Origin of the sequence: Borrelia miyamotoi, assembly GCF_019668505.1 — a bacterium.
GTDB lineage: Bacteria > Spirochaetota > Spirochaetia > Borreliales > Borreliaceae > Borrelia > Borrelia miyamotoi.
This window is the reverse complement of sequence record NZ_AP024371.1, coordinates 685,156-706,743: the sequence shown is the minus strand read 5'-3', so window position 1 is coordinate 706,743 and position 21,588 is coordinate 685,156. Positions and strand designations below refer to the sequence as shown.

25 protein-coding genes are annotated in these 21,588 nt (G+C 28.4%); 6 read left to right on the top strand and 19 right to left on the bottom strand.

Going from position 1 to position 21,588, the window contains the following annotated elements:
• The 8 genes from K5Q05_RS03320 to K5Q05_RS03285 all read right to left on the bottom strand — a co-directional run bounded on the left by K5Q05_RS03320 (position 1) and on the right by K5Q05_RS03285 (position 8,625).
• A complete protein-coding gene (locus tag K5Q05_RS03320; RefSeq protein ID WP_025443537.1) occupies positions 1-441 on the bottom strand; it encodes a response regulator in 441 nt (146 codons plus the stop codon).
• 51 nt (positions 442-492) lie between these two features.
• Positions 493-978, bottom strand: a complete 486-nt coding sequence (locus K5Q05_RS03315) for a chemotaxis protein CheX (protein WP_025443538.1) — start codon at positions 976-978, stop codon at positions 493-495.
• An 11-nt stretch (positions 979-989) separates the two neighbouring features.
• Positions 990-2,369, bottom strand: coding sequence for a CheR family methyltransferase (locus K5Q05_RS03310; protein ID WP_420043028.1), 1,380 nt, complete (start codon positions 2,367-2,369; stop codon positions 990-992).
• Positions 2,370-2,376: 7 nt separating this feature from the next.
• Positions 2,377-4,944 carry a chemotaxis protein CheA gene (locus K5Q05_RS03305; RefSeq protein WP_044003326.1) on the bottom strand — a complete coding sequence of 856 codons (2,568 nt, stop codon included), beginning with the start codon at positions 4,942-4,944 and terminating at the stop codon, positions 2,377-2,379.
• 76 nt (positions 4,945-5,020) lie between these two features.
• The gene (locus K5Q05_RS03300) at positions 5,021-6,061 is read right to left on the bottom strand and encodes a flagellar filament outer layer protein FlaA (protein WP_025443541.1); all 1,041 of its coding nucleotides are present in this window, start codon (positions 6,059-6,061) and stop codon (positions 5,021-5,023) included.
• Positions 6,062-6,148: 87 nt separating this feature from the next.
• Entirely contained in the window at positions 6,149-6,688 is a 540-nt protein-coding gene (locus tag K5Q05_RS03295) for a hypothetical protein (RefSeq protein ID WP_025443542.1), read from the bottom strand.
• The gene (locus K5Q05_RS03290; RefSeq protein ID WP_221019294.1) at positions 6,678-7,703 is read right to left on the bottom strand and encodes an N-acetylmuramoyl-L-alanine amidase family protein; all 1,026 of its coding nucleotides are present in this window, start codon (positions 7,701-7,703) and stop codon (positions 6,678-6,680) included. The genes K5Q05_RS03295 and K5Q05_RS03290 overlap by 11 nt, the downstream gene beginning before the upstream one ends.
• On the bottom strand, positions 7,666-8,625 hold the full coding sequence (locus K5Q05_RS03285; protein WP_025443544.1) for a glycosyltransferase family protein: 960 nt from the start codon (positions 8,623-8,625) through the stop codon (positions 7,666-7,668). The genes K5Q05_RS03290 and K5Q05_RS03285 overlap by 38 nt, the downstream gene beginning before the upstream one ends.
• Before the next feature lie 58 nt (positions 8,626-8,683).
• Between K5Q05_RS03285 and K5Q05_RS03280 the strand changes: the two genes are divergently transcribed.
• Positions 8,684-9,319: a hypothetical protein gene (locus tag K5Q05_RS03280; protein ID WP_172964335.1), complete on the top strand. Its 636-nt coding sequence runs from the start codon at positions 8,684-8,686 to the stop codon at positions 9,317-9,319.
• On the opposite strand, the gene K5Q05_RS03275 is transcribed toward K5Q05_RS03280, so the two are convergent.
• From K5Q05_RS03275 to K5Q05_RS03265, 3 genes are read right to left on the bottom strand one after another with little or no spacing between them, the layout of a single operon-like run.
• Positions 9,320-9,718 carry a DUF192 domain-containing protein gene (locus tag K5Q05_RS03275; protein WP_172799050.1) on the bottom strand — a complete coding sequence of 133 codons (399 nt, stop codon included), beginning with the start codon at positions 9,716-9,718 and terminating at the stop codon, positions 9,320-9,322.
• A gap of 42 nt (positions 9,719-9,760) precedes the next feature.
• Positions 9,761-10,165 carry a hypothetical protein gene (locus tag K5Q05_RS03270; protein WP_025443546.1) on the bottom strand — a complete coding sequence of 135 codons (405 nt, stop codon included), beginning with the start codon at positions 10,163-10,165 and terminating at the stop codon, positions 9,761-9,763.
• A gap of 12 nt (positions 10,166-10,177) precedes the next feature.
• A complete protein-coding gene (locus K5Q05_RS03265) occupies positions 10,178-10,534 on the bottom strand; it encodes a hypothetical protein (RefSeq protein WP_025443547.1) in 357 nt (118 codons plus the stop codon).
• A gap of 85 nt (positions 10,535-10,619) precedes the next feature.
• Here K5Q05_RS03265 and era point away from each other — a divergent pair, with 85 nt between their 5' ends.
• Both era and lysS read left to right on the top strand, forming a co-directional pair.
• The gene (gene era, locus K5Q05_RS03260) at positions 10,620-11,492 is read left to right on the top strand and encodes a GTPase Era (RefSeq protein WP_099497062.1); all 873 of its coding nucleotides are present in this window, start codon (positions 10,620-10,622) and stop codon (positions 11,490-11,492) included.
• Between the two features lie 86 nt (positions 11,493-11,578).
• Positions 11,579-13,144: a lysine--tRNA ligase gene (lysS, locus tag K5Q05_RS03255; protein ID WP_025443548.1), complete on the top strand. Its 1,566-nt coding sequence runs from the start codon at positions 11,579-11,581 to the stop codon at positions 13,142-13,144.
• Positions 13,145-13,230: 86 nt separating this feature from the next.
• On the opposite strand, the gene gpmA is transcribed toward lysS, so the two are convergent.
• On the bottom strand, positions 13,231-13,977 hold the full coding sequence (gene gpmA / locus K5Q05_RS03250; RefSeq protein ID WP_025443549.1) for a 2,3-diphosphoglycerate-dependent phosphoglycerate mutase: 747 nt from the start codon (positions 13,975-13,977) through the stop codon (positions 13,231-13,233).
• A 229-nt stretch (positions 13,978-14,206) separates the two neighbouring features.
• Here gpmA and rpiA point away from each other — a divergent pair, with 229 nt between their 5' ends.
• On the top strand, positions 14,207-14,893 hold the full coding sequence (rpiA, locus tag K5Q05_RS03245; protein ID WP_025443550.1) for a ribose 5-phosphate isomerase A: 687 nt from the start codon (positions 14,207-14,209) through the stop codon (positions 14,891-14,893).
• Here the strand turns inward: rpiA and K5Q05_RS03240 are convergent.
• Together K5Q05_RS03240 and K5Q05_RS03235 are read right to left on the bottom strand one after the other, a co-directional pair.
• Positions 14,880-15,212 (bottom strand): hypothetical protein, encoded by a 333-nt coding sequence (locus K5Q05_RS03240; protein ID WP_025443551.1) that lies wholly within the window; start codon positions 15,210-15,212, stop codon positions 14,880-14,882. The genes rpiA and K5Q05_RS03240 overlap by 14 nt on opposite strands.
• A gap of 73 nt (positions 15,213-15,285) precedes the next feature.
• Complete coding sequence (locus tag K5Q05_RS03235; RefSeq protein ID WP_025443552.1) at positions 15,286-15,588, bottom strand: hypothetical protein; 303 nt, start codon at positions 15,586-15,588, stop codon at positions 15,286-15,288.
• Between the two features lie 15 nt (positions 15,589-15,603).
• Between K5Q05_RS03235 and K5Q05_RS03230 the strand changes: the two genes are divergently transcribed.
• Positions 15,604-15,816 carry a hypothetical protein gene (locus K5Q05_RS03230; protein WP_172799046.1) on the top strand — a complete coding sequence of 71 codons (213 nt, stop codon included), beginning with the start codon at positions 15,604-15,606 and terminating at the stop codon, positions 15,814-15,816.
• Positions 15,817-16,164: 348 nt separating this feature from the next.
• Positions 16,165-17,004: a DnaJ C-terminal domain-containing protein gene (locus K5Q05_RS03225; protein ID WP_099497063.1), complete on the top strand. Its 840-nt coding sequence runs from the start codon at positions 16,165-16,167 to the stop codon at positions 17,002-17,004.
• A gap of 5 nt (positions 17,005-17,009) precedes the next feature.
• On the opposite strand, the gene K5Q05_RS03220 is transcribed toward K5Q05_RS03225, so the two are convergent.
• The 5 genes from K5Q05_RS03220 to K5Q05_RS03200 all read right to left on the bottom strand — a co-directional run bounded on the left by K5Q05_RS03220 (position 17,010) and on the right by K5Q05_RS03200 (position 21,557).
• Positions 17,010-18,164 carry a hypothetical protein gene (locus tag K5Q05_RS03220; RefSeq protein WP_025443554.1) on the bottom strand — a complete coding sequence of 385 codons (1,155 nt, stop codon included), beginning with the start codon at positions 18,162-18,164 and terminating at the stop codon, positions 17,010-17,012.
• A 23-nt stretch (positions 18,165-18,187) separates the two neighbouring features.
• Entirely contained in the window at positions 18,188-19,087 is a 900-nt protein-coding gene (gene secF, locus K5Q05_RS03215) for a protein translocase subunit SecF (RefSeq protein WP_025443555.1), read from the bottom strand.
• The gene (secD, locus tag K5Q05_RS03210; protein ID WP_025443556.1) at positions 19,071-20,831 is read right to left on the bottom strand and encodes a protein translocase subunit SecD; all 1,761 of its coding nucleotides are present in this window, start codon (positions 20,829-20,831) and stop codon (positions 19,071-19,073) included. The genes secF and secD overlap by 17 nt, the downstream gene beginning before the upstream one ends.
• A gap of 87 nt (positions 20,832-20,918) precedes the next feature.
• A complete protein-coding gene (yajC, locus tag K5Q05_RS03205) occupies positions 20,919-21,245 on the bottom strand; it encodes a preprotein translocase subunit YajC (RefSeq protein WP_025443557.1) in 327 nt (108 codons plus the stop codon).
• Between the two features lie 15 nt (positions 21,246-21,260).
• A complete protein-coding gene (locus tag K5Q05_RS03200) occupies positions 21,261-21,557 on the bottom strand; it encodes a hypothetical protein (protein WP_025443558.1) in 297 nt (98 codons plus the stop codon).
• Positions 21,558-21,588: the final 31 nt, after the last annotated feature.

Sequence of the window (21,588 nt, the reverse complement as noted above, 5' to 3'; positions counted from 1 at the left end):
TCATTTAACAAATACAGACATGACTCTTTGAAGAACCTTAGCTCTATCAAGAGGCTTTACAATAAACGTCTTTGCACCTTTAATCAAACAATCCTTAACCAACTGTTCTTTTCCCAAAGCAGAAATCATTATTATTTTAGCATTTGCATCAAATTCCATAATATTAGAAAGACAAGTTATCCCATCCATCTTGGGCATAGTAATATCAAGAGTAACAACATCAATGTTAGGATAATAATTCTTATATTTGATCACAGCCTCCTCACCATCAGCAGCAGTATCAATAATATTGAACCCTTCAGAAGTAAAAATTTGTGTAAGCTGCTTTACAGTAAAAACTGAATCATCTACAATTAAAACATTAAAAGGAACTCCTGTATCATAATTAATCCCCTTTGGTTTAGTTAAAGAATCCGTAGCAATTGTAGTTTTCTGGATCATATTAAACCCTCTTCTTTTATTATAATAAGTACTTTCAAAGTCATAATCATATCAAACCCTCTCTCTTATTGCAATATTAACTTCTATAATTTTACCATCTGGCAAAGTAAAAGGTACTATTAATGCCTCAGAACCCTTATTACTTATTTTCATATTTTCCCCATAAATAAAAGCTGGTGGGGTTATATCAAATATAAAGCCTTTAGCATGCAAAGTAGTAACAAAATTACCAGCAATAATATTACCAACTTCCGTAAGAGTCGCAGCTACCATCTCCTTAGTTTCTTCATCATCAAAATCAGTATACTCCTCAAAATTTAACTTAGAGGCGACAAAAAGAGCCGTAGCAATATCCATATCAATAACAATGCTACCTTCAACAGAACCTGCAAGCCCTACAATTACAGAAACCCCTTTTATTTTTTGATTTATCGACTTAAGTCCAGGACTACCCATCTGAATATCCTCAACAAGCAACATATCTCTTAAAACTGAAGAAGCAGCATCTAAAAATGGTTCTATATAATCTATTCTCATTAATTTCTCCTTTAGATCCTTTTATACAGATTAAAATATTCCACCGATCTATCCTTTACAAAAATATTATTATTCTTAAGTTCTTCATTATCTCCCAAAATCAAAATAGCTCCTTTGACAGATTTTTCAGCAATCATATCTAAAATTAAAACCTGATCATCATTATTCAAGAAACATAAAATATCTCTTAAAAAAATAACTCCTAAATTCTCTGGAAATTCTGATAAAATGGCATCTGAATATTCAAATAAAACACTATTCATAACCTCTGGCTTGAATTTATAAATTCCTGAATCTTGCTCAAAGGAATTTTTTCTATAAACCTCGCTCATACTAATCTCAGATTCTGAGAAAGCTAAATTAGCAGTGCTAATCACCTTAAGTAAATCATTATCAATAGCCGTTACCTTAAAAGGATTTTTATAAGAATCATATAAAGCATTCACAAAAGACATTGTCTCCTTTCCATCACCACATCCAATCTCAAAAACATTTAAAATAGAATTAACATCATTCATAGTATTGATATGCTTCTTAACAATCTCATCTTGGAATTCTTTTAGATACTTATCATCCCATAAAAGTCCTGATGATTTTGAATAAAATTCACTTAAAAAATTATCATAAACTAAGTCATTAATATTAGCAATATCTAATTTTATTGCAACTTTCTTTAAAAACTCATCATTTACCAAAGAAGCATTGAAAGAATATTTAAAAAGATTCTCTTTAATAATCTTTAAATCATCTAAAGAATATTCAGATAACGTTACATACTCACTAAAAGATGATTCTGGCAACTCTAGAGAATGATTACTACTAAGTAATGACTTATCCTCATACTCAAGAGTATTTATATCATCATCCTTACTCTTATCCCCTAAAAACTCATTTTCTTCATCATAATCAAAAATCTTATCTACATCAAGAAGAATATATAATTTTTCACCGTATTCAACCACTCCCTTTATATAGCCTATAAGCGATTCCTGAGATAAAACAGGATGAGGATCTTGAATCAGAGAAGAATCAATAGAAAAAACATTATTCACCTTATCAACAATAACTCCCACCAATAGATCTCCATTCCTAAGGATCATAATGTCTTCAACTTCCTTCTTAATAACTTCCAAATTAAACATTATTCTCAGATCAATAATAGAGATTATCTCTCCCCTTAAATTATCAAGACCAACCACATATCTTCTAGCATTTGGAACATATGTAAAATTACTAGATTTCCTAATTTCTTTCACTTTCATAATATCTACTAGATAATTATCATTTCCAATATTAAACGAGACTACTTTAAAGTCCAAATTAACAGAGTTAATTCCTTTTGCCTGACTACTTAAATCACGCTCACCTAAATATATCTCTTTTATTTCAATCATAAAACTATTCTTTCATATCCTTTAAATCAAAAAGCCCAAATATATCAATAATTAAGACAACCTTACCATTACCAAGTGTAGCAGCCCCAACTATTCCAGGACTTGAAGCATACTTGTCTTTAATAGGCTTTACAACAAAATCTTCTTCTCCAAGAATAGAATCCACAACGATCCCTGCCTTTTTATCATTAATGTTAACGACTATCAAAAATTTCTCATATAAGTCTTGATCATACTTTATATTAAAAAGCTCATCAAGTCTAAGCACAGATATAATTTCTTCTCTTAAATTATACACCTCATGATCATTTTCAAGAATTTTAATATCCTCTTCACTAATCCTATGCGTCTCAAGAACACTATTTAAAGGAAGAACATAAACTTCACTGCCTGATTTTACAAGAAGACCCTGAACAATCACTAATGTTAAAGGAAGCTTTATTTTAAAAGTAGTACCAACATCAATTTTTGAATCTATAACAATAGTCCCATTCAATTTTTTAATACTATTTTTAACAACATCAAGCCCTACTCCTCTACCAGAAACATCTGTAATCTGACTAGCCGTTGAAAATCCAGGAGAAAAAATTAAGTTCAGAATCTCACTCTCAGATAAAATCGTATTCTCCTTAATTAAACCTTTTTCAATTGATTTTCTCCTAATAATATTTGGATCTATCCCTCTCCCATCATCTTCAATCTCAATTGATATCACATTACCCTCATTCTTAGCACGCAAAACTATATGACCAGCTTCATCCTTGCCTTTCTTAAGTCTCTCATCAGCAGTTTCAAGTCCATGATCCATAGAATTTCTAACACAATGCATTAAAGGCTCTACAAGATCATCCATAACAGATTTATCAATCTCCGTATCCTCCCCCTCAGTACTAAGCTCTACAATTTTACCCAACTTCTTTGAAAGGTCTCTTACAACTCTTGTAAATCTTGAAAAAATACCAGAAACTGGTAGCATCCTTGTTTTTAAAACACTCTCATGTAAATCAGTAATTATTCTAGAAAGCCTATTAGAGGTAGATTTAGAATCCTGAATAATTTTTAACAACAAATCTTTCAATTCTGAAATATCATGTAGAATTCTATCAACCTTATACTCGACCAAACCTGCTATTTGATTCTCAATAGAACTTTCTAAGTCTAATCCAATATCCTTAAAAATCATCTTTAAATCTACCAAGAAATTATTTCGAAAACTTTCTTGAGAATCATAAAAATGATTAAAATTATGAAGAAAAGATATCATATCAAAATTTATTTGATTATAAGTTGACTTACTTACGACAGCCTCACTTACAAGATTTAGCATGTAATCTATTCTTTTACTATCAACCCTAATTAAATTGATATTCACAGGCACTTTCTTAGATTCCTTAACAGGAGCATAATTATCAACTTCAGTATTTAAATCTACCTTTTTAATCTTTTTCAAATCAACTTCATTAATATCAAAACTAACAACAACATCTGACAAATTTACTTTTCTAGAAATACTATCCACTGAGGTATTTGATATCAAATAATACACAATAAAATCAAAAAACTTATCGGTTAATAAATCTTCACTATTAGGAATAGATTTATAAACCTCTCCCAAACTTCTTAATGCCTGAAGCATTTGCAGTCCTGAAATTGTTGCCATAGGATTATCTTTATTGAAATTTAACTTCACCTCAAATAACTTAGCATTACCAATGTATTCCTTTAAGCTTACAATTTCATCACTAGAAAGTTGCAATTCATCTTTAGACGAAGTATTATTATCAACAATATTTTTTTCTCTTAACTCTGCTTTTGCTAACTCACTCTCAATATCAAATTCATCAATTACATAATTTAAAGCAACATCAGACAAGTTTATTTTTTTCTCAACACTAAGATTATTTGAATACATCAAATAATAATCTACTCTTTTTAAAAACTTACCTGCAATAATTTGCTCATAATTAGGAACAGTGTAAAGAATTGGCCCTAAGTCTTTCAAAGATTGAAACATCTGTATCCCAGCAACTGTAACCATGGGATTGTCTTCATTAAAATGGACACTAACCCTTAAAACTTTTTGTCCAAGTCCCAACCCTTCACGCATATCACTAAGTTCACGGGAAGAAAGCAAAAATTCATCGTCACTTACATTATCTAAAAACACTACAGAAGTTGTCTGATCTCTCTCTAAAAACCCTCTTAATTTAATTTTAAGATCGCTTACATCTTGTAAATAAATATTTCCATTAAGACGTGCATCAAGCATGCCTTTTATTACATCAAGCGAACCTAAAAGTAAATCAACAAGATTATTACATATTTTTAATTTGTTATCTCTAATAGCATCAAATACATCTTCAATAACATGAGTAAATCCTGAAAGTTCCATCATGTCAACTGAAGCTGAACTACCTTTAAGGGTATGTGCAGCCCTAAATATCTCATCAATAGTTTCTGTATTATTAGGGTCATCATCTAATGACATGATATTCTCTTCAAGAGTATCTACAAGATTTTGAGCTTCTTCAAAAAAGATCTCCAAAAGTTCTTCATTTTCTGAATCTATCATTAGCTTAATTTTCCTATTCTATTTTAGTTCATAGGGCAAAACTCTAAAGAGTTTTGCCCTATTGACATCATTAAATTCATTTTTCTTTAGTAAGTAACCCAGCCCCATCATTATTACCTTTCTCTAAAAAATTTTGGAAAGATTCATCTGACATTGATACATCTTCCTTAATCTTTAAAATTTTCCTAAAAGTTTCCTGTGCCTTTAATTTTCGAAGTGATTCTATCCCCTGTGTCTCATAAATTTTAAATGTAGATTCATTATCAATTTCAGAATCAAAGGAAACATTTAACTTATCATAAATAACTCTCACATCCTTGACATAAAAAATAAAATTCTGCTCCCTTGAACTATGAGACTTTAAAATTCTTAATGCTTTAAATCTCATCTTACTTGAGGGAAGAGGATAGTTAGGAATATTATCTTTAATCATCCTAGAATTTATGCTTGGAAGATAATTAGGATTTGACCATACTAAATCCGCCCAACCCTTAAATCTTAAAGTGCCTAAAGGATAAACATATTCCATACCACTCATATCTTCAAATAAAACTTCAAGATCAGCCTCATAACCTAAACTGTAAACGGTCACCTTAACCTCTTTCATAGTCTTAACATTATCAATGAGTCCCTTACCTAAAAACTGATTGCCATCGTCTCCAGCATAAAAAGGAATCTTAAATGGAGGTAAAATCATTGCAGAAGATTGAGAATATTTTGGAAAAAATACCCTCACTCCCAAGATTGTATCGCCAGCATATCTCTTGGATTCACCCTTAACAATAGCTGGAGACACAAAAGAATTTTTTACATAAGCCTGCATTCTAGCTGAAGGAGTCAAAAGAACAATCCAATTATTTAGTCCTAGGTTTAATATCATATCCTCTGCCTTAACAATACCTGAAGCCCCCGAATATACACGATCAACATAATCTGTAAGATCAAGCCTAGTTGAATTTAGATCTCTTGCAAGTTCTGAAAAGTCAAAAACTAATTCCCCAGGCCCATTTTTCTGAGAACTATCATCTGATGTGTCGACAGATAGCTCTTGAGCTAAAAGAGAACTAAACAAAATAAGAAAAAATAAAATAGAAACAAGCTTTTGTGCTTTAATCATACAAACCAACTCCTTCCATAAAAAAGAACTTAAGATCTCAATTCTTAATTTTACAACATATTCAAGAACGCTTAGCAAATATCACACTTAAACATTTAGAATATACCCCTCAATAAAAATAAAAATCTTTCCAACATGTCCAGGATAGTTAAAATTAATTGTTTTCTTCAAAGATTTAACAAACAAATTTATTTTTAATTTATCAGAATCATTATAACTACCATTGTCAAAAGAATCATAAAACTCTTTTGAAAGATTTATACAATATACATCATTATAGATAAAAGAGTACAAAAGTCTTACATCCCTTGTACTGAATTGTAAAGCAAAACCCTTAATATTACCCAATAAAAAGTCTTTAACTAAAAAATCCAAATTCTCTTTAAGAGTTTTTTTTTCCTTTAAATATCTCAAATCAGAAATCAAACCATGTTCTGAATAAAAATAAAATACTTTCCTAAAAAAGATATTCTCATGATTTAAAAAAATCACATATGAAGAAAAGAGGAAACTTAAAAATAAAAATGCAACTAGTATCACAAGTATATATTTGGTCACATTACGATTAACAAAATTATAATAAACAAAACTACTTTTTAAAAATATGTCCAACATATTACTTTTCATAAAATTCAATAAATTTAATTAAAGATTCAAGTACTAATATATTCATTTTACTCATATAACTATAATCCAAAATCAACATCGCATCATAAATATTAGATAAAAATCCAATCTCAATTAATACAGCTGGCATACTACTATTTTTTATCACAAACCACTGCTCTTCCCTAATTGATCTGACTCTAGTTTCACATACAACCTCAATAAAAGTCTCATATAAAATCTCAGCCAATTTCCTTGATTCATATTTATACTTAATATCTAGTATATCATTAAGTTCCCTTAAGTATCTATTACCTCTGACATCATACCCTTTTAAATTTTTTATAACTTCTCTTTTTGAATCCTGGGGAAGATACCAAAATTCAATCCCTCTAGCTTTAGGATTTGGAGCATTATTCACATGTATTGACAAAAATATCACATTATTTGGAAAATCTGGTTTAATAGCATTTGCAAGTTCAGACCTATCTTGTAACGGCACGAAAATATCATCTACACGCGTTAATAAAATATTTCTGTCTAAAAAATAATTACTTAAGATTTTATACAAATGCATAGAATAAGTTAAAGCAAAATCTTTCTCCAAAAGAGTAATATCATATTCATTGATCCTATGCGTTACAACAGCCCCTCTATCATGACCTCCATGACCAGGATCAATTACTATCGACGTTATTCGTGGCTTACTATAAGTTTGCAAAGATTTAAAATGATTTTCAATTTGCATCAAAGCTTTCTTAGTTATCAGGATCTCTCCATCCTTTAAAAGGATGGGCTCTATATAAATGTAATAACCAATAGATGAAAGACCATATTCAAATCCAACCTTGATCTTAAGATGTCCCTTCTCATTTTCAATTGTAAGAATATCATTTTCAATGCTAAAATTGAATTTAAAAAATTTACTATCAAATGAATCAAGAATATTAACATAATCAGCTTCTTGAGCCTCTAAAGATAGATAGACAAAGATTACATTAATCAATAATATTATTTTCCCAAAGCTCAATTGCACTCTTCAAATCACCTTTAAACCTTAAGCTATTTTTAACAGTTTCACTTTTAATCTCTTTAAATTCTTTGCCAAACTTAAAAAAATTAATCCGATATCTTAAACATAGTTTCAAAAATCTAAAGAACGAAAATTTTACTCCATTTCCAACAAAAATAGGAACATAATTTTTAAGCAAAAAGATCAAAAAACTTCTATCTTTTGTCAAATCTTCTGGAGCATTTAAAGCAGTATATTGTATTCTCAATTTCCTATAGATATGAACACTCTCTCCAAAATAAATAGCCCTAAGTCCAAAATCTAGTCTTTGAAAATACTCGTTTTCAATCCTTCTATCAAAACCCCCTAACTGAATAAACTTCTCCTTAGAATAAAGACCACAATAATCCATTGTAACTAAAGTCTTTTCATAATCCCTCTCAGAATTTATTAAAATTACCTTTAATTTTTGCTGCTTATCAACGGTGGGAAGAAAAACTGAAGGAATAACTGCCTCTTCCTTGTCAAAAAATTCTCCTCCAACGAGAAGCACATTTTTTTTAACTATTTCGTCAAGTATATTAGGAATCCAAAAAGGATTTAGCAAGTACATATCACTTTTTAAAACAAAAACAAAACTACAAATGGATTCTTTCATCGCCAAATTGACCTTCTCACCAGAATTCAAGTCATCAGAAAGTAAAATAAACTTTAATTTATCATAGCTCTCTGAAATAAATTGAATAGAATTCCTATTACTTTGTTTTTCAATAGAAATAATCTCTCTTATAAAATCAAAATTAGAAAGGGATTTAAATAAATCTTCTCTAAAAATTTTTGTACCTCTATTTAAAATTACAAAAGAGATTCCAAATGTTGACTTTTGCACATAATTATTTTTAGACTGAATCACCGTATAAGAATAATTATTACTCTTAAAATACATAAACTTACTTCAAAAATTCCTATAACTAAACTATAATAGTTACATGATAAGTACTAAAATGTTAAAAATGAGTACATTAAACATACATAAACTAAAATATAGCATAGTTATTTCCGTTTTAATACTTACAGGACTGATAAGTTGCAAAGACAAAAATATAATTTATGATAAGAGAATAAAAAAAATACTTGACAATAACAAAATTGAGTATAAAATAGACAAAGAAAATGACTTTATTGTATCAAAAATTAGCAATGACACAAAAACAGAGATAATAATTAGATCAAAACTAAATTCATATCAAAAATCAAAAACAAGAGAAATATTTGGCATCGTAGAAACATTTGATGTTAATTCAGATAAAATTCAAGAAATATCAGAATCTCTAATGAGTGATAGCTACAATAATCGAGTACTAGGATCATGGGAAATTATCCATGATCCTGAAAAAGGAAATAATTCTTTGGTATACATTGTCAAAGCTGAAGAGCATGCAAAAGAATCCTTTCTCCTTGATGCTATTGAGGAAGTTGCAACAACAATATCCATCTTTAAAAAAGTAATAAAAGGTAACGATACAAAAAATAAAATTAAAAATGTACCCAATGAGACTGATAAGGATACCTTACAAAATGAAGAAGACAAAATAAAAGACCACATAGAAGAAGAACTTCAAAAAATAAAGGCCAAGTAGCTATTCTACAATTAAAGAGTCAACATCAAAAGTGAACTTCACTTTATCACCCACTTTAATTTTAAATCTAGAAAAAGAGCCTCTTGGGACCTCAAGTGCATACTTAACCTTATGTCTAGAATTTACAGCTTTTTCTGAAAAAGGAACCAAACTGCAAATTTCTTTAATAACCCCTGCAGAATCAATATAAGCGATTTCAAGTGGAACAGAAGTATCTTTCATCCAAAAAGATAAATTTCTCTCCCCCTTAAAAATAAAAAGCATACCATTATTCTCATTTATGCTCTTAGTTCCCATATATCCCCTAGTCCTAGTAAGATCATCAACCGCAAGCTTAACAAAAAAGCTAGTATCATTTATGATAATTTCCTTGTTATAAACATGATTAGAACAGGACATATAAAAAATTAACACAAAAAGAGTCTTCAGATTCAATTTTCCTTATCCCTTATCAATATAAGACTTTAAAGTCATTCTTAAGATATTACTATTTAAAGCAATGATAGAATCACCAATATCCCAAAGATAATTAAAAGGAGTTACAACAGTGGCATCACCAAATTTTTCTTTAACACTAAGAAATATAGAATATTGAGAAATCAACTTTCTATCAAAAACAAAAGTATACGAATAAAGCCTATCTTTATCAAAATTAAAGTAAGCATATCTCAAAGAGCTCTTGCCATCAAATCTCAAAGTTTGCGTCTTAGCAAAAGGAAATTCAACTTCTTTAATATCATAATAAAAAATAGAGTTTTTCATAACATTTTCTTCAACAGATTTAAAATCATCTCCGAATTTAAAAGACAAAAAAACAGAAAACAAATAAAAAACTGTAATTCCCATGTGAAATCATCCCTAGAAAAAAAGAATATACATCAAAAACGAAACCATCAAAAAACTTGCAAATAAATAAAGCATCACATTAACATGAAATCCAAAATTAAATCTTGATCTTAAAAAGACATTATTATTCAAATAACTATTCATTCTCACTTTATGCTTTCTTTTAAAAGGAGTTTCCTTAAGCTCCTCAAAGGGGCTATAACTACACCTTGGACAACCATTTTCAAATCCAGAAACAACACCTACATACATACAGTTTGGACACTCAAGATCACCCAGTTTAGATTGACAATTAGAACACACAGACTTATTAAGTTTAACCTTTTCACCACACTGTTCACAAAAAACCTCGAAATTGACTTTTTTCAAACTATAATCCTTTAAATACAATACTTAAAGATAGTATACATCAATTATCATATAAATGTACTATATATTTAATAGGAAGGCTAAAATGAAATCAGGATTTATATCAATAATAGGTAGACCTACAACAGGAAAATCTACACTTTTAAATTCAATATGTGGACACCAAATATCAATTATTTCATCTACTCCACAAACAACTAGAAACAAAATAAAAGGAATATTTACAGACAAAAGAGGTCAAATTATTTTCATAGACACACCGGGATTTCATCTAAGTAAAAAAAAATTTAATACAGCACTGATGAGTAACGTATATTCTGCAATTAAAGAGACAGAATTAATTCTTTATGTAATTGATATTCAAGATGAACCTGGTATTGAAGAAAATGAAATACTAACAATTATTAGTAAATCCAAAATTAATTTTCTAGTAATCATCAACAAAATTGACCTTCAAAAAACAAAAGAAAGAGAAATAATGCTATTTTTAAAAGCAAGAGGAATAAAAAAAGAAAATATTATAAAAATCTCCGCTGAAAAAAAAATTAATATTGAAACAATCAAAGATAAAATTTACGCAAATCTCAAAGAAGGACCTATTTACTATCCAGAAGAATATTATACAGATCAAGAAATGCACCTAAGAATCAGTGAAATAATTAGAGGAATAACTATTAAAAGACTCAAAGAAGAATTACCATATTCCTTATATACAGAAATTGAAATTTTAGAAGAGAGAAAAAATAAACTTTTCATTAAAACAAACATTATTGTAGCTGGAGAGAGTCAAAAGGGCATAATAGTTGGCAGGGGAGGAAAAGGAATAAAAGTAATTGGAGAAGAATCAAGAAAAGTAATATCAAAAATATTTGAAAAAAAATGTGACCTGTTTTTACAAGTAAAATTAAGAAAAAATTGGAACAAAAATCCTAAAATAATTAAAAACCTAATAAATTAACGAAATCATGTAATAAAACATCTATTTGAAATCTTGAAACAAAAAAAATAGAATGATAAAATCAAGCTTTAAATAGGGGTAATATTATGAAAACAGCACACTGGGCAGATTTTTATGCAAAAAAAATCATAGAAGAAAAGGGAGACAAAAAACAATATACAGTTGCATCAGGCATTACTCCATCAGGAACTGTACATATTGGAAATTTTAGAGAAGTAATTTCTGTTGATCTTGTAGCACGAGCATTAAAAGACGCAGGCAAAAATGTAAGATTTATCTACTCTTGGGATAATTATGATGTATTTAGAAAAGTACCTAACAATATGCCAGATCAGAAATTACTAACGTCCTATTTAAGACAAGCAATTACAAGAGTTCCTGACACTAAAACTAACGAGTCAAGCTATGCAAAAGCAAATGAAATAGAATTTGAAAAATATCTACCTACTGTAGGTATTGAGCCAGAATTTATAGATCAAAGCCTAAAGTACATGTTAAGTGATTATTCAAGTCAAATTAAGTTTGCATTAGATCATAAAGACGAAATAGCAAAAGCCCTAAATGAATATAGAACAACAAAACTTGCAGATAACTGGTATCCTATTAGTGTTTTTTGTACTAAATGCAACAGAGATACTACAACAATAAAAAGTTATAATTATTGCTACTCCATTGAATACTATTGCGAATGCGGAAATAAAGAATCACTTGACTTAAGAAAAACAGGAGCTGTAAAGCTTCCATGGAGGGTTGACTGGCCAATGAGATGGAAATACGAAAAAGTTGACTTCGAGCCTGCTGGGAAAGATCATCACAGTAGTGGAGGAAGCTTTGACACCTCAAAAAAGATTGTAAAAATTTTCGGAGGGACTCCTCCCATAACATTTCAATATGATTTCATATCAATCAAAGGACATGGTGGAAAAATATCCTCATCATCAGGAAATGTCGTATCACTAAAAGATGTACTTGAAATATATACTCCTGAAGTTACAAGATTCCTATTTGCATCAACAAAACCTAACACAGAGTTTTCAATATCATTTGATCTTGATGTAATAAAAATTTATGAAGACTACGATAAATTTGAAAGAGTATATTATGGAATTGATAAAATCAAAGAAAACAAAAAAGAAGCTTTCAAAAGAATTTATGAACTATCTCAACCAAAATCACCAGACAAAGAAATTCCTTATCAAATTGGTTTTAGACATTTAAGTGTAATTTGTCAAATCTTTGAAGGCGATAAAGACAAAATTTTAAAACTCTTAAATGATGTAAAAGAAAATCAAAAAGAAAAACTTATGAAAAAAATTGAGTGTGCCATTAACTGGATAAAAAAATTTGCACCTGAAGACTTTAAATTTTCATTAAGATCAACATTCGATAACATTCAGCCCTTAAATGCTAGCAATAAACAAGCAATAACACAATTAATAGATTTTCTAAAACAAGATTTTAATAATATAACTGAAAAAGAAATTCAAGATAAAATTTACAACATTGCAAGAGAAAACAAGATTGATCCCCCATTATTATTTAAGCAACTATATATTATATTAATTAATAAAGAAAAGGGACCAAAATTAGCAGGATTTATTAAAACAATTGGCATTAAAAAATTTGAAGAAATTGTAAAACACTATATTTAGCTTTAGTATCCAATTAATTAAAAATAAAATGAAAAGAGATCATTAAACTAAAGAAGATCTCTTTTTATTCATTCTTAATAAACTCTTTATTTTTTCTTACCTTGATTAGCAACAGATTCCATAGCTGACTTAATTTTATCCTCATCCCCTAAATAGTAATGTTTAATAGGGTTTAAATCTTTATCAAGTTCATAAACTAAAGGAATACCAGTTGGAATATTGAGCTTTAAAATGTCATCATCACTCATATTATCAAGATATTTAACAAGAGCTCTTAAGGAATTACCATGAGCAACAATAATAACCCTTTTTTCCTCAATAATAGCCTTAGCAATTTTATCTGTCCAATATGGTATCACTCTTACAACAGTATCCTTTAAACATTCTGTTGAAGGAAGCTCTCTTTTAGGAATTCCTTTATACCTTAAGTCATGAATTGGATGACGCTTATCAGACTCTTTTAAAGGCATAGGAGCAACATCATAACTACGTCTCCATATTAAAACCTTATCTTCTCCATACTTCTCAGCAGTTTCAGTTTTACTTAACCCCTGCAAAGCCCCATAATGTCTCTCATTAAGTCGCCAAGACTTCTCTATATCAATGTAAGATTGATCCAATTCACTCAAAATAATATTTAAAGTATCATTAGCCCTTAATAACATTGAGCTAAAAGCAATATCAAAAGAATAGCCCTCTTGTTTAAGAACTTTACCCCCCTCTAAAGCTTCAGAAATACCTTTTTCAGAAAGCTTAACATCAGTCCAACCTGTAAAAAGATTTTCTTTATTCCATTCACTCTCACCATGCCGAACTAAAACTAATTTATACATAAAATCTCCTAAGAAATGTTTTTATTGCTTTAATCACACCCTATCAATTATAAAATTAGCACAAAATTCAACTAATGTTAATACTCAAAAATTCACTAATAGACACAAACATAACAAATTACTCGACAAAATTATTAAAAATTCAGAACTGTTGATTACCTCATCCTTAATGATATAATTAATTCTAAAAGCCTATAACTAAACCTATATGATTAAGGATAATTTTAGAATGGAAGAACAAAAAAGATTAGTCTCACAATATGCAATTGATCACTATGTAAAAAGCAATATGCACCTTGGGATTGGAACAGGAAAAACCGTTTTTTATGCCATTAAATATTTAAGCGAAAAAATAAAATCGGGAGATTTAAAAAATCTAAAACTTTACCCAACAAGCAGCAATACAAAATATTTACTTGCAAGAGAAAATATTACATACGAGTCTAAATTTACAAAATTTAGCAAAAATATAGATATCACGATTGATGGAGCTGATAAAATTTTATTAGAAAAAAAAACTCTAATAAAGGGTGGTGGAGCAGCTCATTTAATGGAAAAGATAGTATCATACAATTCTGATAAATTATTAATTATTGCAGATGAAACAAAAATTGTACAAACTTTAGGAGAAAAAATATCTGTACCAATTGAAATTGTTCCAGATGCTCTTCCGTTTATTACAGCTAATCTAGAAAAAATGAACTTTAACCCTATTTTAAGAACTTGTAAATCTAAAGCAGGTCCATTAATAAGTGATAATAATAACTACATTTTAGATATAGAAATGAATATTGAAAATCCTAAAGGTGCTGAAAAATACTTTAAACTAATTCCAGGAATACTTGAAATTGGAATTTTCAATCACCAAAACACAAAAATTGTATATTATCAAAATGGAAAAGTTAAAGAAACTTAAAATTTACTTTAAAACAATTATTAACTAAATAATCTCTAATCAACCTAAGGTATAAATTCAATTTAAACTTTTCATATCCATCTAAGTAAATAACATCATTGCTAAAAACAACTGCTCTACTTAAACTTAAAAGATAATCAATGAACTTAAAAAAATCCTCCTGATTATATATAAACCTACATTTTAAAACAGAGATATCAAGACCATTTTTAGTACCAAGGTTTGTCATGCAATGACAAATAAAAAAACCTAAATCACTTAAAATCTCAAAAGTCGCTGAAGATTCTTTACTGCTTAAAGAAGTATTATCTCTTCTCATTATAACCTTAAGATTATCACCTTTAGTACCAATAAGTAAACTAACGGAATCTATTCAAAAACCCAAATATGGTTTAAGCTTCCCAGTATCTCAAATTATGTTTACTTTCATAACCCTTTAAGGTAAAATTTGAAATCTCATAATTCATATAGCCATTAGATTCTAAAAAATCAAGAGCATAAAACCAAAAATCTTCAGACTTAGCTTCATCATAAATAAAAGAAACATCTTTAAAAAACTCAATATAATTTTCCTCATCAACTAAAAATTCCAAAATACAAATATATTCAGGATAACATGCAACTAATCTTTCTAAATCACTTTTAAGATGCACCTTCTCTTGATAAGGAATACCAATATTCAAATCAATGTTCAAATCAAAATTGAACCTATGAATATTATCAACTATAGACTTTCTCTTTTATCAATTTTAAATGATTTTTCTGTTAGTAGAGTTAGTCTTGATATAAATAGTTTTTCTTCAAAATTTTTAGGAATCATGGATGGTTTTAGAGTGCCTGTAAAAAATGTAAATATTATCCTCGCCAGGATGCAATTCAAAGATAAATTCATCCAATTTAACAAAGTTACAATTATCAGATAGAGAAGCTAAAAAAAATTCTAAACCAGAACTATTGTCGAAATCCAAAGTTTCATATTTAATATAAAGCGTATTGATTTTTGGAAAACCCAAAACCTCTAAGTAAAAGTATAACCCACGCAGTATCTTATTTAAAAAATCATAACTAAAACATCTGGTAAGATCAATATAAATACTCAAATCACTCAAACGTAAAAAACTCACTATTGTACAAACAGTCTTTAAAAAATTTAAGTTTAATTATAATATATATAATGATAGCATTAATTATAATATATATAATGATAGCATTAATTATAATGAAATCAAATAACTTAGATATAAAACGGAAAATAAAAGCAAGAGGTTTGAATGTCTAAAGATTACTACAAAATACTTGGCATACAAAAAGATGCTACAACGGAAGAAATCAAAAAAGCTTACAAAAAACTAGCCATAAAATACCACCCTGATAAAAACAAAGGAAACAAATTTGCTGAAGAAAAATTTAAAGAAATAAATGAAGCATATGAAGTCCTCTCATCTCCACAAAAAAAAAACAACTATGATAATTTTGGAAGCGCAGATTTTAATAATAATTTTAACACAGAATCCTTTAGTAAAGGATTCAAAAACACTAGCTTTCACCATTTTGAAAATTTCGAATTATTCTCAAACATTTTTGGAAGCTCTACAAAAGGAATACTTAAAGATAAAGAGATAACCATTAAAATCTCACTATATGACGCTTATATGGGAGGAAAAAAATCCATATTAACAAACAATGAAAAAATTGAAATCAATATTCCAAAAGGAACAAGTGCAACTACTCAACTAAGGTTCAATGGAAAAGGCAATATAAATCCAATATCTGGAAAAAGAAGTAACTTAATTATAAAATTTGAAATATCAAGTTATAAAAATTTTACCTTAAAGGAACGAAATCTAGAAACAAAAATTAGGGTATATCCATGGGAAATAGCTTTGGGTAGCGAAAAAATTTTTGAAACAATTGAAGGTAAAAAAATAAAAATAAAGATTCCAAAAGATACAAAAAATGGAGAAAAACTCATCTTAAAAGGTCTTGGAATGCCTGCACTTGGAAATACTGTTAAAGGAGACCTTAAAGTTAAGCTAATAGTAGATGTTCCCAAAATCATCAATGATGAAGTAAAAAAAATTTACGAAAGATTAAAGGAATTATATAATTAAAAATTTTAAATAAATAAATGATCAAAATTTTTTAAGTTTTTTTCCCAATCAAGCTTGAGATCGTTAAACCTATTTATTTTAAGTTCATATTCCTTAATTCCATCTTCAATGTTATTAAAATTTTTGTTAATATCTATTGCAAACTGAATAATATCACCTTGACGAGGTGAAAGACTAAAGAAAGTAAATTTCCAGCCCCCAGAATTGATAACAGATATTATCCTCTTCTGAAAGACATAATCTGATATTAACACAAGTTTCTGAAAATCTCTCCTACGTAAATAAACAAGTTCATTCCAATCATTAAAAATAGCATCTGGTAATTCATCCAAACCAATCTCAATAATATTATTTATTGAAAAAAGAACATTAAGGGCCTCTAATAAATTTAAATAATAACTTTCAAAACACTGAATAGTAATATCTAATAAAGAAATTTTAATAAGTAACTTAGAAACATCAAGACTATGTTCCCTCATAATTTTTGATATTTTTTCTTTTGCATACTCTATAACAAACTTTTTATGTGTGTCTTTAATATTTTCGCTCACCTTAACCTTCTCCACCCTTTCATAATAATCACCTATTTCTTTATTGATCAAATCCAGACTATTATTATTAGCTTCATTAGAAAAAAAATCAATCGAATTTGCAAGTCTTTCTAAAAACTCTTCCTTAATAAAAAAAGTAGCAATTTTTATGCACGAATATGGGGTTTTACTTTTTCTGTCAAATTCCTCAATTTTCTTCTTAAGATCTACTCTAAAATTCAAATATCTAAGCTTATCTAAACTTTTATTAAAAGTATCTTCGTCATTTAAAAGCAAATCACATTCTAAATCTAAAAATTCTGACTCTGGATAATATTTTTTTATCAAACCTTTAATAGTAATTAAAACATCACAAAATATCTTCCTATTAACATTTAAACTCTCATTTATCTTCGAATAAGTACTAGAAGAAATTTTAGCAATATCTTGATGAGCTTTATCTAAAAATATAATTTTACCTTTAAGTAAATTGGCATCATTAATAAGAGTTGATTGTTCCTTATAAGAATAATAATTTATTAAACCATATCTAAAAATACTAAAATTTAAATGTTTCTGAAAATCAAAAAACCTATAAAATCCTAATGAGCCAAAATCAAAAAACTTCATATCACAATATTATAACAAAACATCTATTTAATTTTTTTATTAAAACTTAAAAGAATAGTAGAAGCTATAAAAATTGAAGAATAAGTACCAACAACAACACCTACCATAAATATTAAAGCAAAATCTTTAATAGCACCCTCAGTAAACACATAAATAGAAAGCACCACAACAAATGTTGTAATAGATGTTAAAATGGTCCTTGATAAAATTTGCCTAATACTTACACTTAAAACATTTAAAAACGAAGTATATGGAATACTTTTAGAATTTTCTCTAACTCTATCAAAAATAATTATTGTGTCATTTAAAGAATAACCGATAATCGTCAGTATAGAAACAATTATTGAGCTATTTATCTCTATTCTAAAAACCCCTAAAAAAGCAACTACAAAAAGTATGTCGTGTACCGTTGCAAAGATTGATGAAACAGCATAACTTAACCTAAATCTCAATGCTACATAAATCAAAATAAGCGTAAATGTTAAAAAAACCAATAACATTGATTTTGCCCTTAAAAAAGATGAAAAACTTGAATCAATAAAATAAGAATCAAGAATTTCAATATCAACACCAAACTCCATATGTAACCTATCTACTAAAGTACGTTGAATCTCTTTTTTTAAAGCATAATCAGTAATATCTGACTTCACTATAATGGAAAAATGGCTCTTAGAAGCATCACTTGAAATAATTTCATTAACATCAAATATTTTATAAACTGAAGAGAGTAATCTTTTTATTTCATAATCCTTAATACCAACTTTATCTATCACAAAATTAATACTAACACCTGAAGAAAAATCTATGCCCCAATTATATCCACCATGATACATAAAAGTATAAATAAAGCCCAAGGAAATAATACAAAAACTAACTATAATAACTTTATTTCCATAATTAAAAAAATTAAACACCCTTTGCATAATTTGAACTCCAAGAGATACTTACACATTTATTTTTACTTAAAGACATAATAAATTCTAAAATAAACCTTGAAAAGATTAAGCTACTAAAAAGTGATGCTACAATTCCTATAGACAAAGACCATGCAAAACCCTGAATAGGCCCCGTTCCAAGAAGAGTTAAAAACAGCACAGCAATAAATGTTGTAATATTCGAATCCATTATTGCCCAAAAAGCTTTTTTAAAACCATCCTCAAATGCTCTTTCAAATTTTCGACCATTTTTTATTTCTTCCTTAATCCGCTCATAAATAATTATATTAATATCAACAGCCATACCCATAGTTAATACAAGACCTGCAATACTTGTAAGAGTTAAAGTAAAGTTAAATGCCGAAAGCATTGCCAATATTAAAAACAGATTATAAATAACCAATGAAAACGCTGCTACAAAACCACTCATCTTATAATATACAAACATAAACAAAAAAACCAAAACAAGAGCCAGAAGAGATGCCTTTATTCCAAGCTTAACGGTTTTCTCTCCAATAGTCGGTCCAATAATTCTTAGATCATCTATATTTATTTCAACTGGGAAAGCCGCTGTTTTAAAAACAAGTGCAAGCTCATTAGCTTCCCTTTTATCAAAAGAATCTCCCTGAATTGAAACATTTCCACCAGCAATAGCATGATTAATATTAGCCACTGATTTAATTTTTCCCTCCATAACCACAGCCAAAGCTTTACCAACGTTTCTTTGAGTCAATCTAAAAAACTTCTCACTTCCCTCATTATCTAAACTAAATGTAACAATCTCTTTACCTGTTTGATGATTGTTTGAAATCCCAGCATCCCTAATATGAGAACCATCAAAAGAACTATCAATACTAGAGTCAACAACATAATAACGTACTGTAGATTCATCATCAATACCATAAGAATCTTTAACATACAATGGAAAAATTTTCCTATTATCTCCAAATCTCATACTATCCTTAATATCAGCAATAGAGTAAAGGGGTCCAGCCTCTAAGACCCTATCATTAAGCAAAGAAGTAGCCTCATTATCAATCACATAAAAGGTCAAATTACCTTTACCGCTTAAAAGAGAATCAACACGTTTTTCATCCTTTTCTCCCGGAATATCTAAGAAAATTTTACTTCCACCTGCTTCCTTTGTAATCTTAGGTTCTGTAAGCCCAAAGGTATCTACCCTTTCTTTAAGTATTTGCATCGTACGCTCAAGAGCGTCTTCCTTCTCCAAAGAACTTAAAGTTCTCCCTAACTTTTGTTCAAGACCTGAGTAATTAAGAGAAATAGTAATACTCATTCCACCAGATAAATCAAGTCCAAGTTGTATTATTCCGTTTTTATTTTTCTTGATATTTTCATAATACCTATAAATTTCAAGACTAAGTTCTTCAATATCAGCATCTGTCAAAAATCCATTCCTTAAGGCTTTGAGATTAAAAGATTTGGGAAAATTTTTTCCATAAATTCTATAGTTATTTTTTGAAATTGGAATTAAATACTTTAAATCATCTGGAATCTGACCATTGGGATCTTTTTGATATAATTCCTTAAGTTGAATAAGAGAGCTCAAGGCTTTACTCTTAGAATAATCTCTTAAAGCCTCTTTCGAATAAGAGCTAATTCTTTTATCTTCATCATTAGTAAAAAAATACCATCTTAAAGTAGGAAATATTAAAAAATAAGCAAATGATGTTACAAACAATATTAATATAAATTTGGAGACTCTATTCATATAATAGCACCCTTATTAAGTTTATTTAAACTAAATATTAGTCTAAACTAATATTACATTATATATTATATTTATTTATATATTATATTAATTGATTTTAATGCCTGCATTTTTACTTTTACTGTCGTCAAAAATAACCTTTTCAATTGAACTTTTTATAAATTTTGCTTCAGAAGTTGGATTAAGCTCAAGTAAAACCTCGGAATCACTAACCTTTTTAATAACTCCAAAAATTCCACCTATAGTCAAAACCTTATCTCCTTTTTTAAGGTTCTTGATCATCTCCTTTTTTTTCTTCTCTTCTTTGCGCTGAGGAGATATTACTAAAAACCAAAATATAGCAATTACAGGAATAAAAACCAACAAACTTCGAAAAAAACTACTGTTATGGCTAAAATCTTGTAATAAAAACATAAAACTTCCTAACTTTTAAACATAAGTAACTTTTATACTAGCAATATTATCCGGATAAACTACTCCAAAGAGGAGCTCAAGCTCCTCTTTTTTACTATAACTAGATTTACTAATTTTATTATACTCTTCAATTAAATATCTAATAAGAGTATCATCATTTTTACAAAGAGCCTTGCTAAAAGCGCTTCTATAAAATCCAAGATTCAAAAGCTCCTCTACACCCTTATCTTTATGCTGACTTAAAAGCTCTTTATCTATTATTGCCTTAGAGCCATCATAACCTACACAAAAAACAAACTCATTTTCACTCAAATCTAGCTCCTCATAACAATACAAATATATT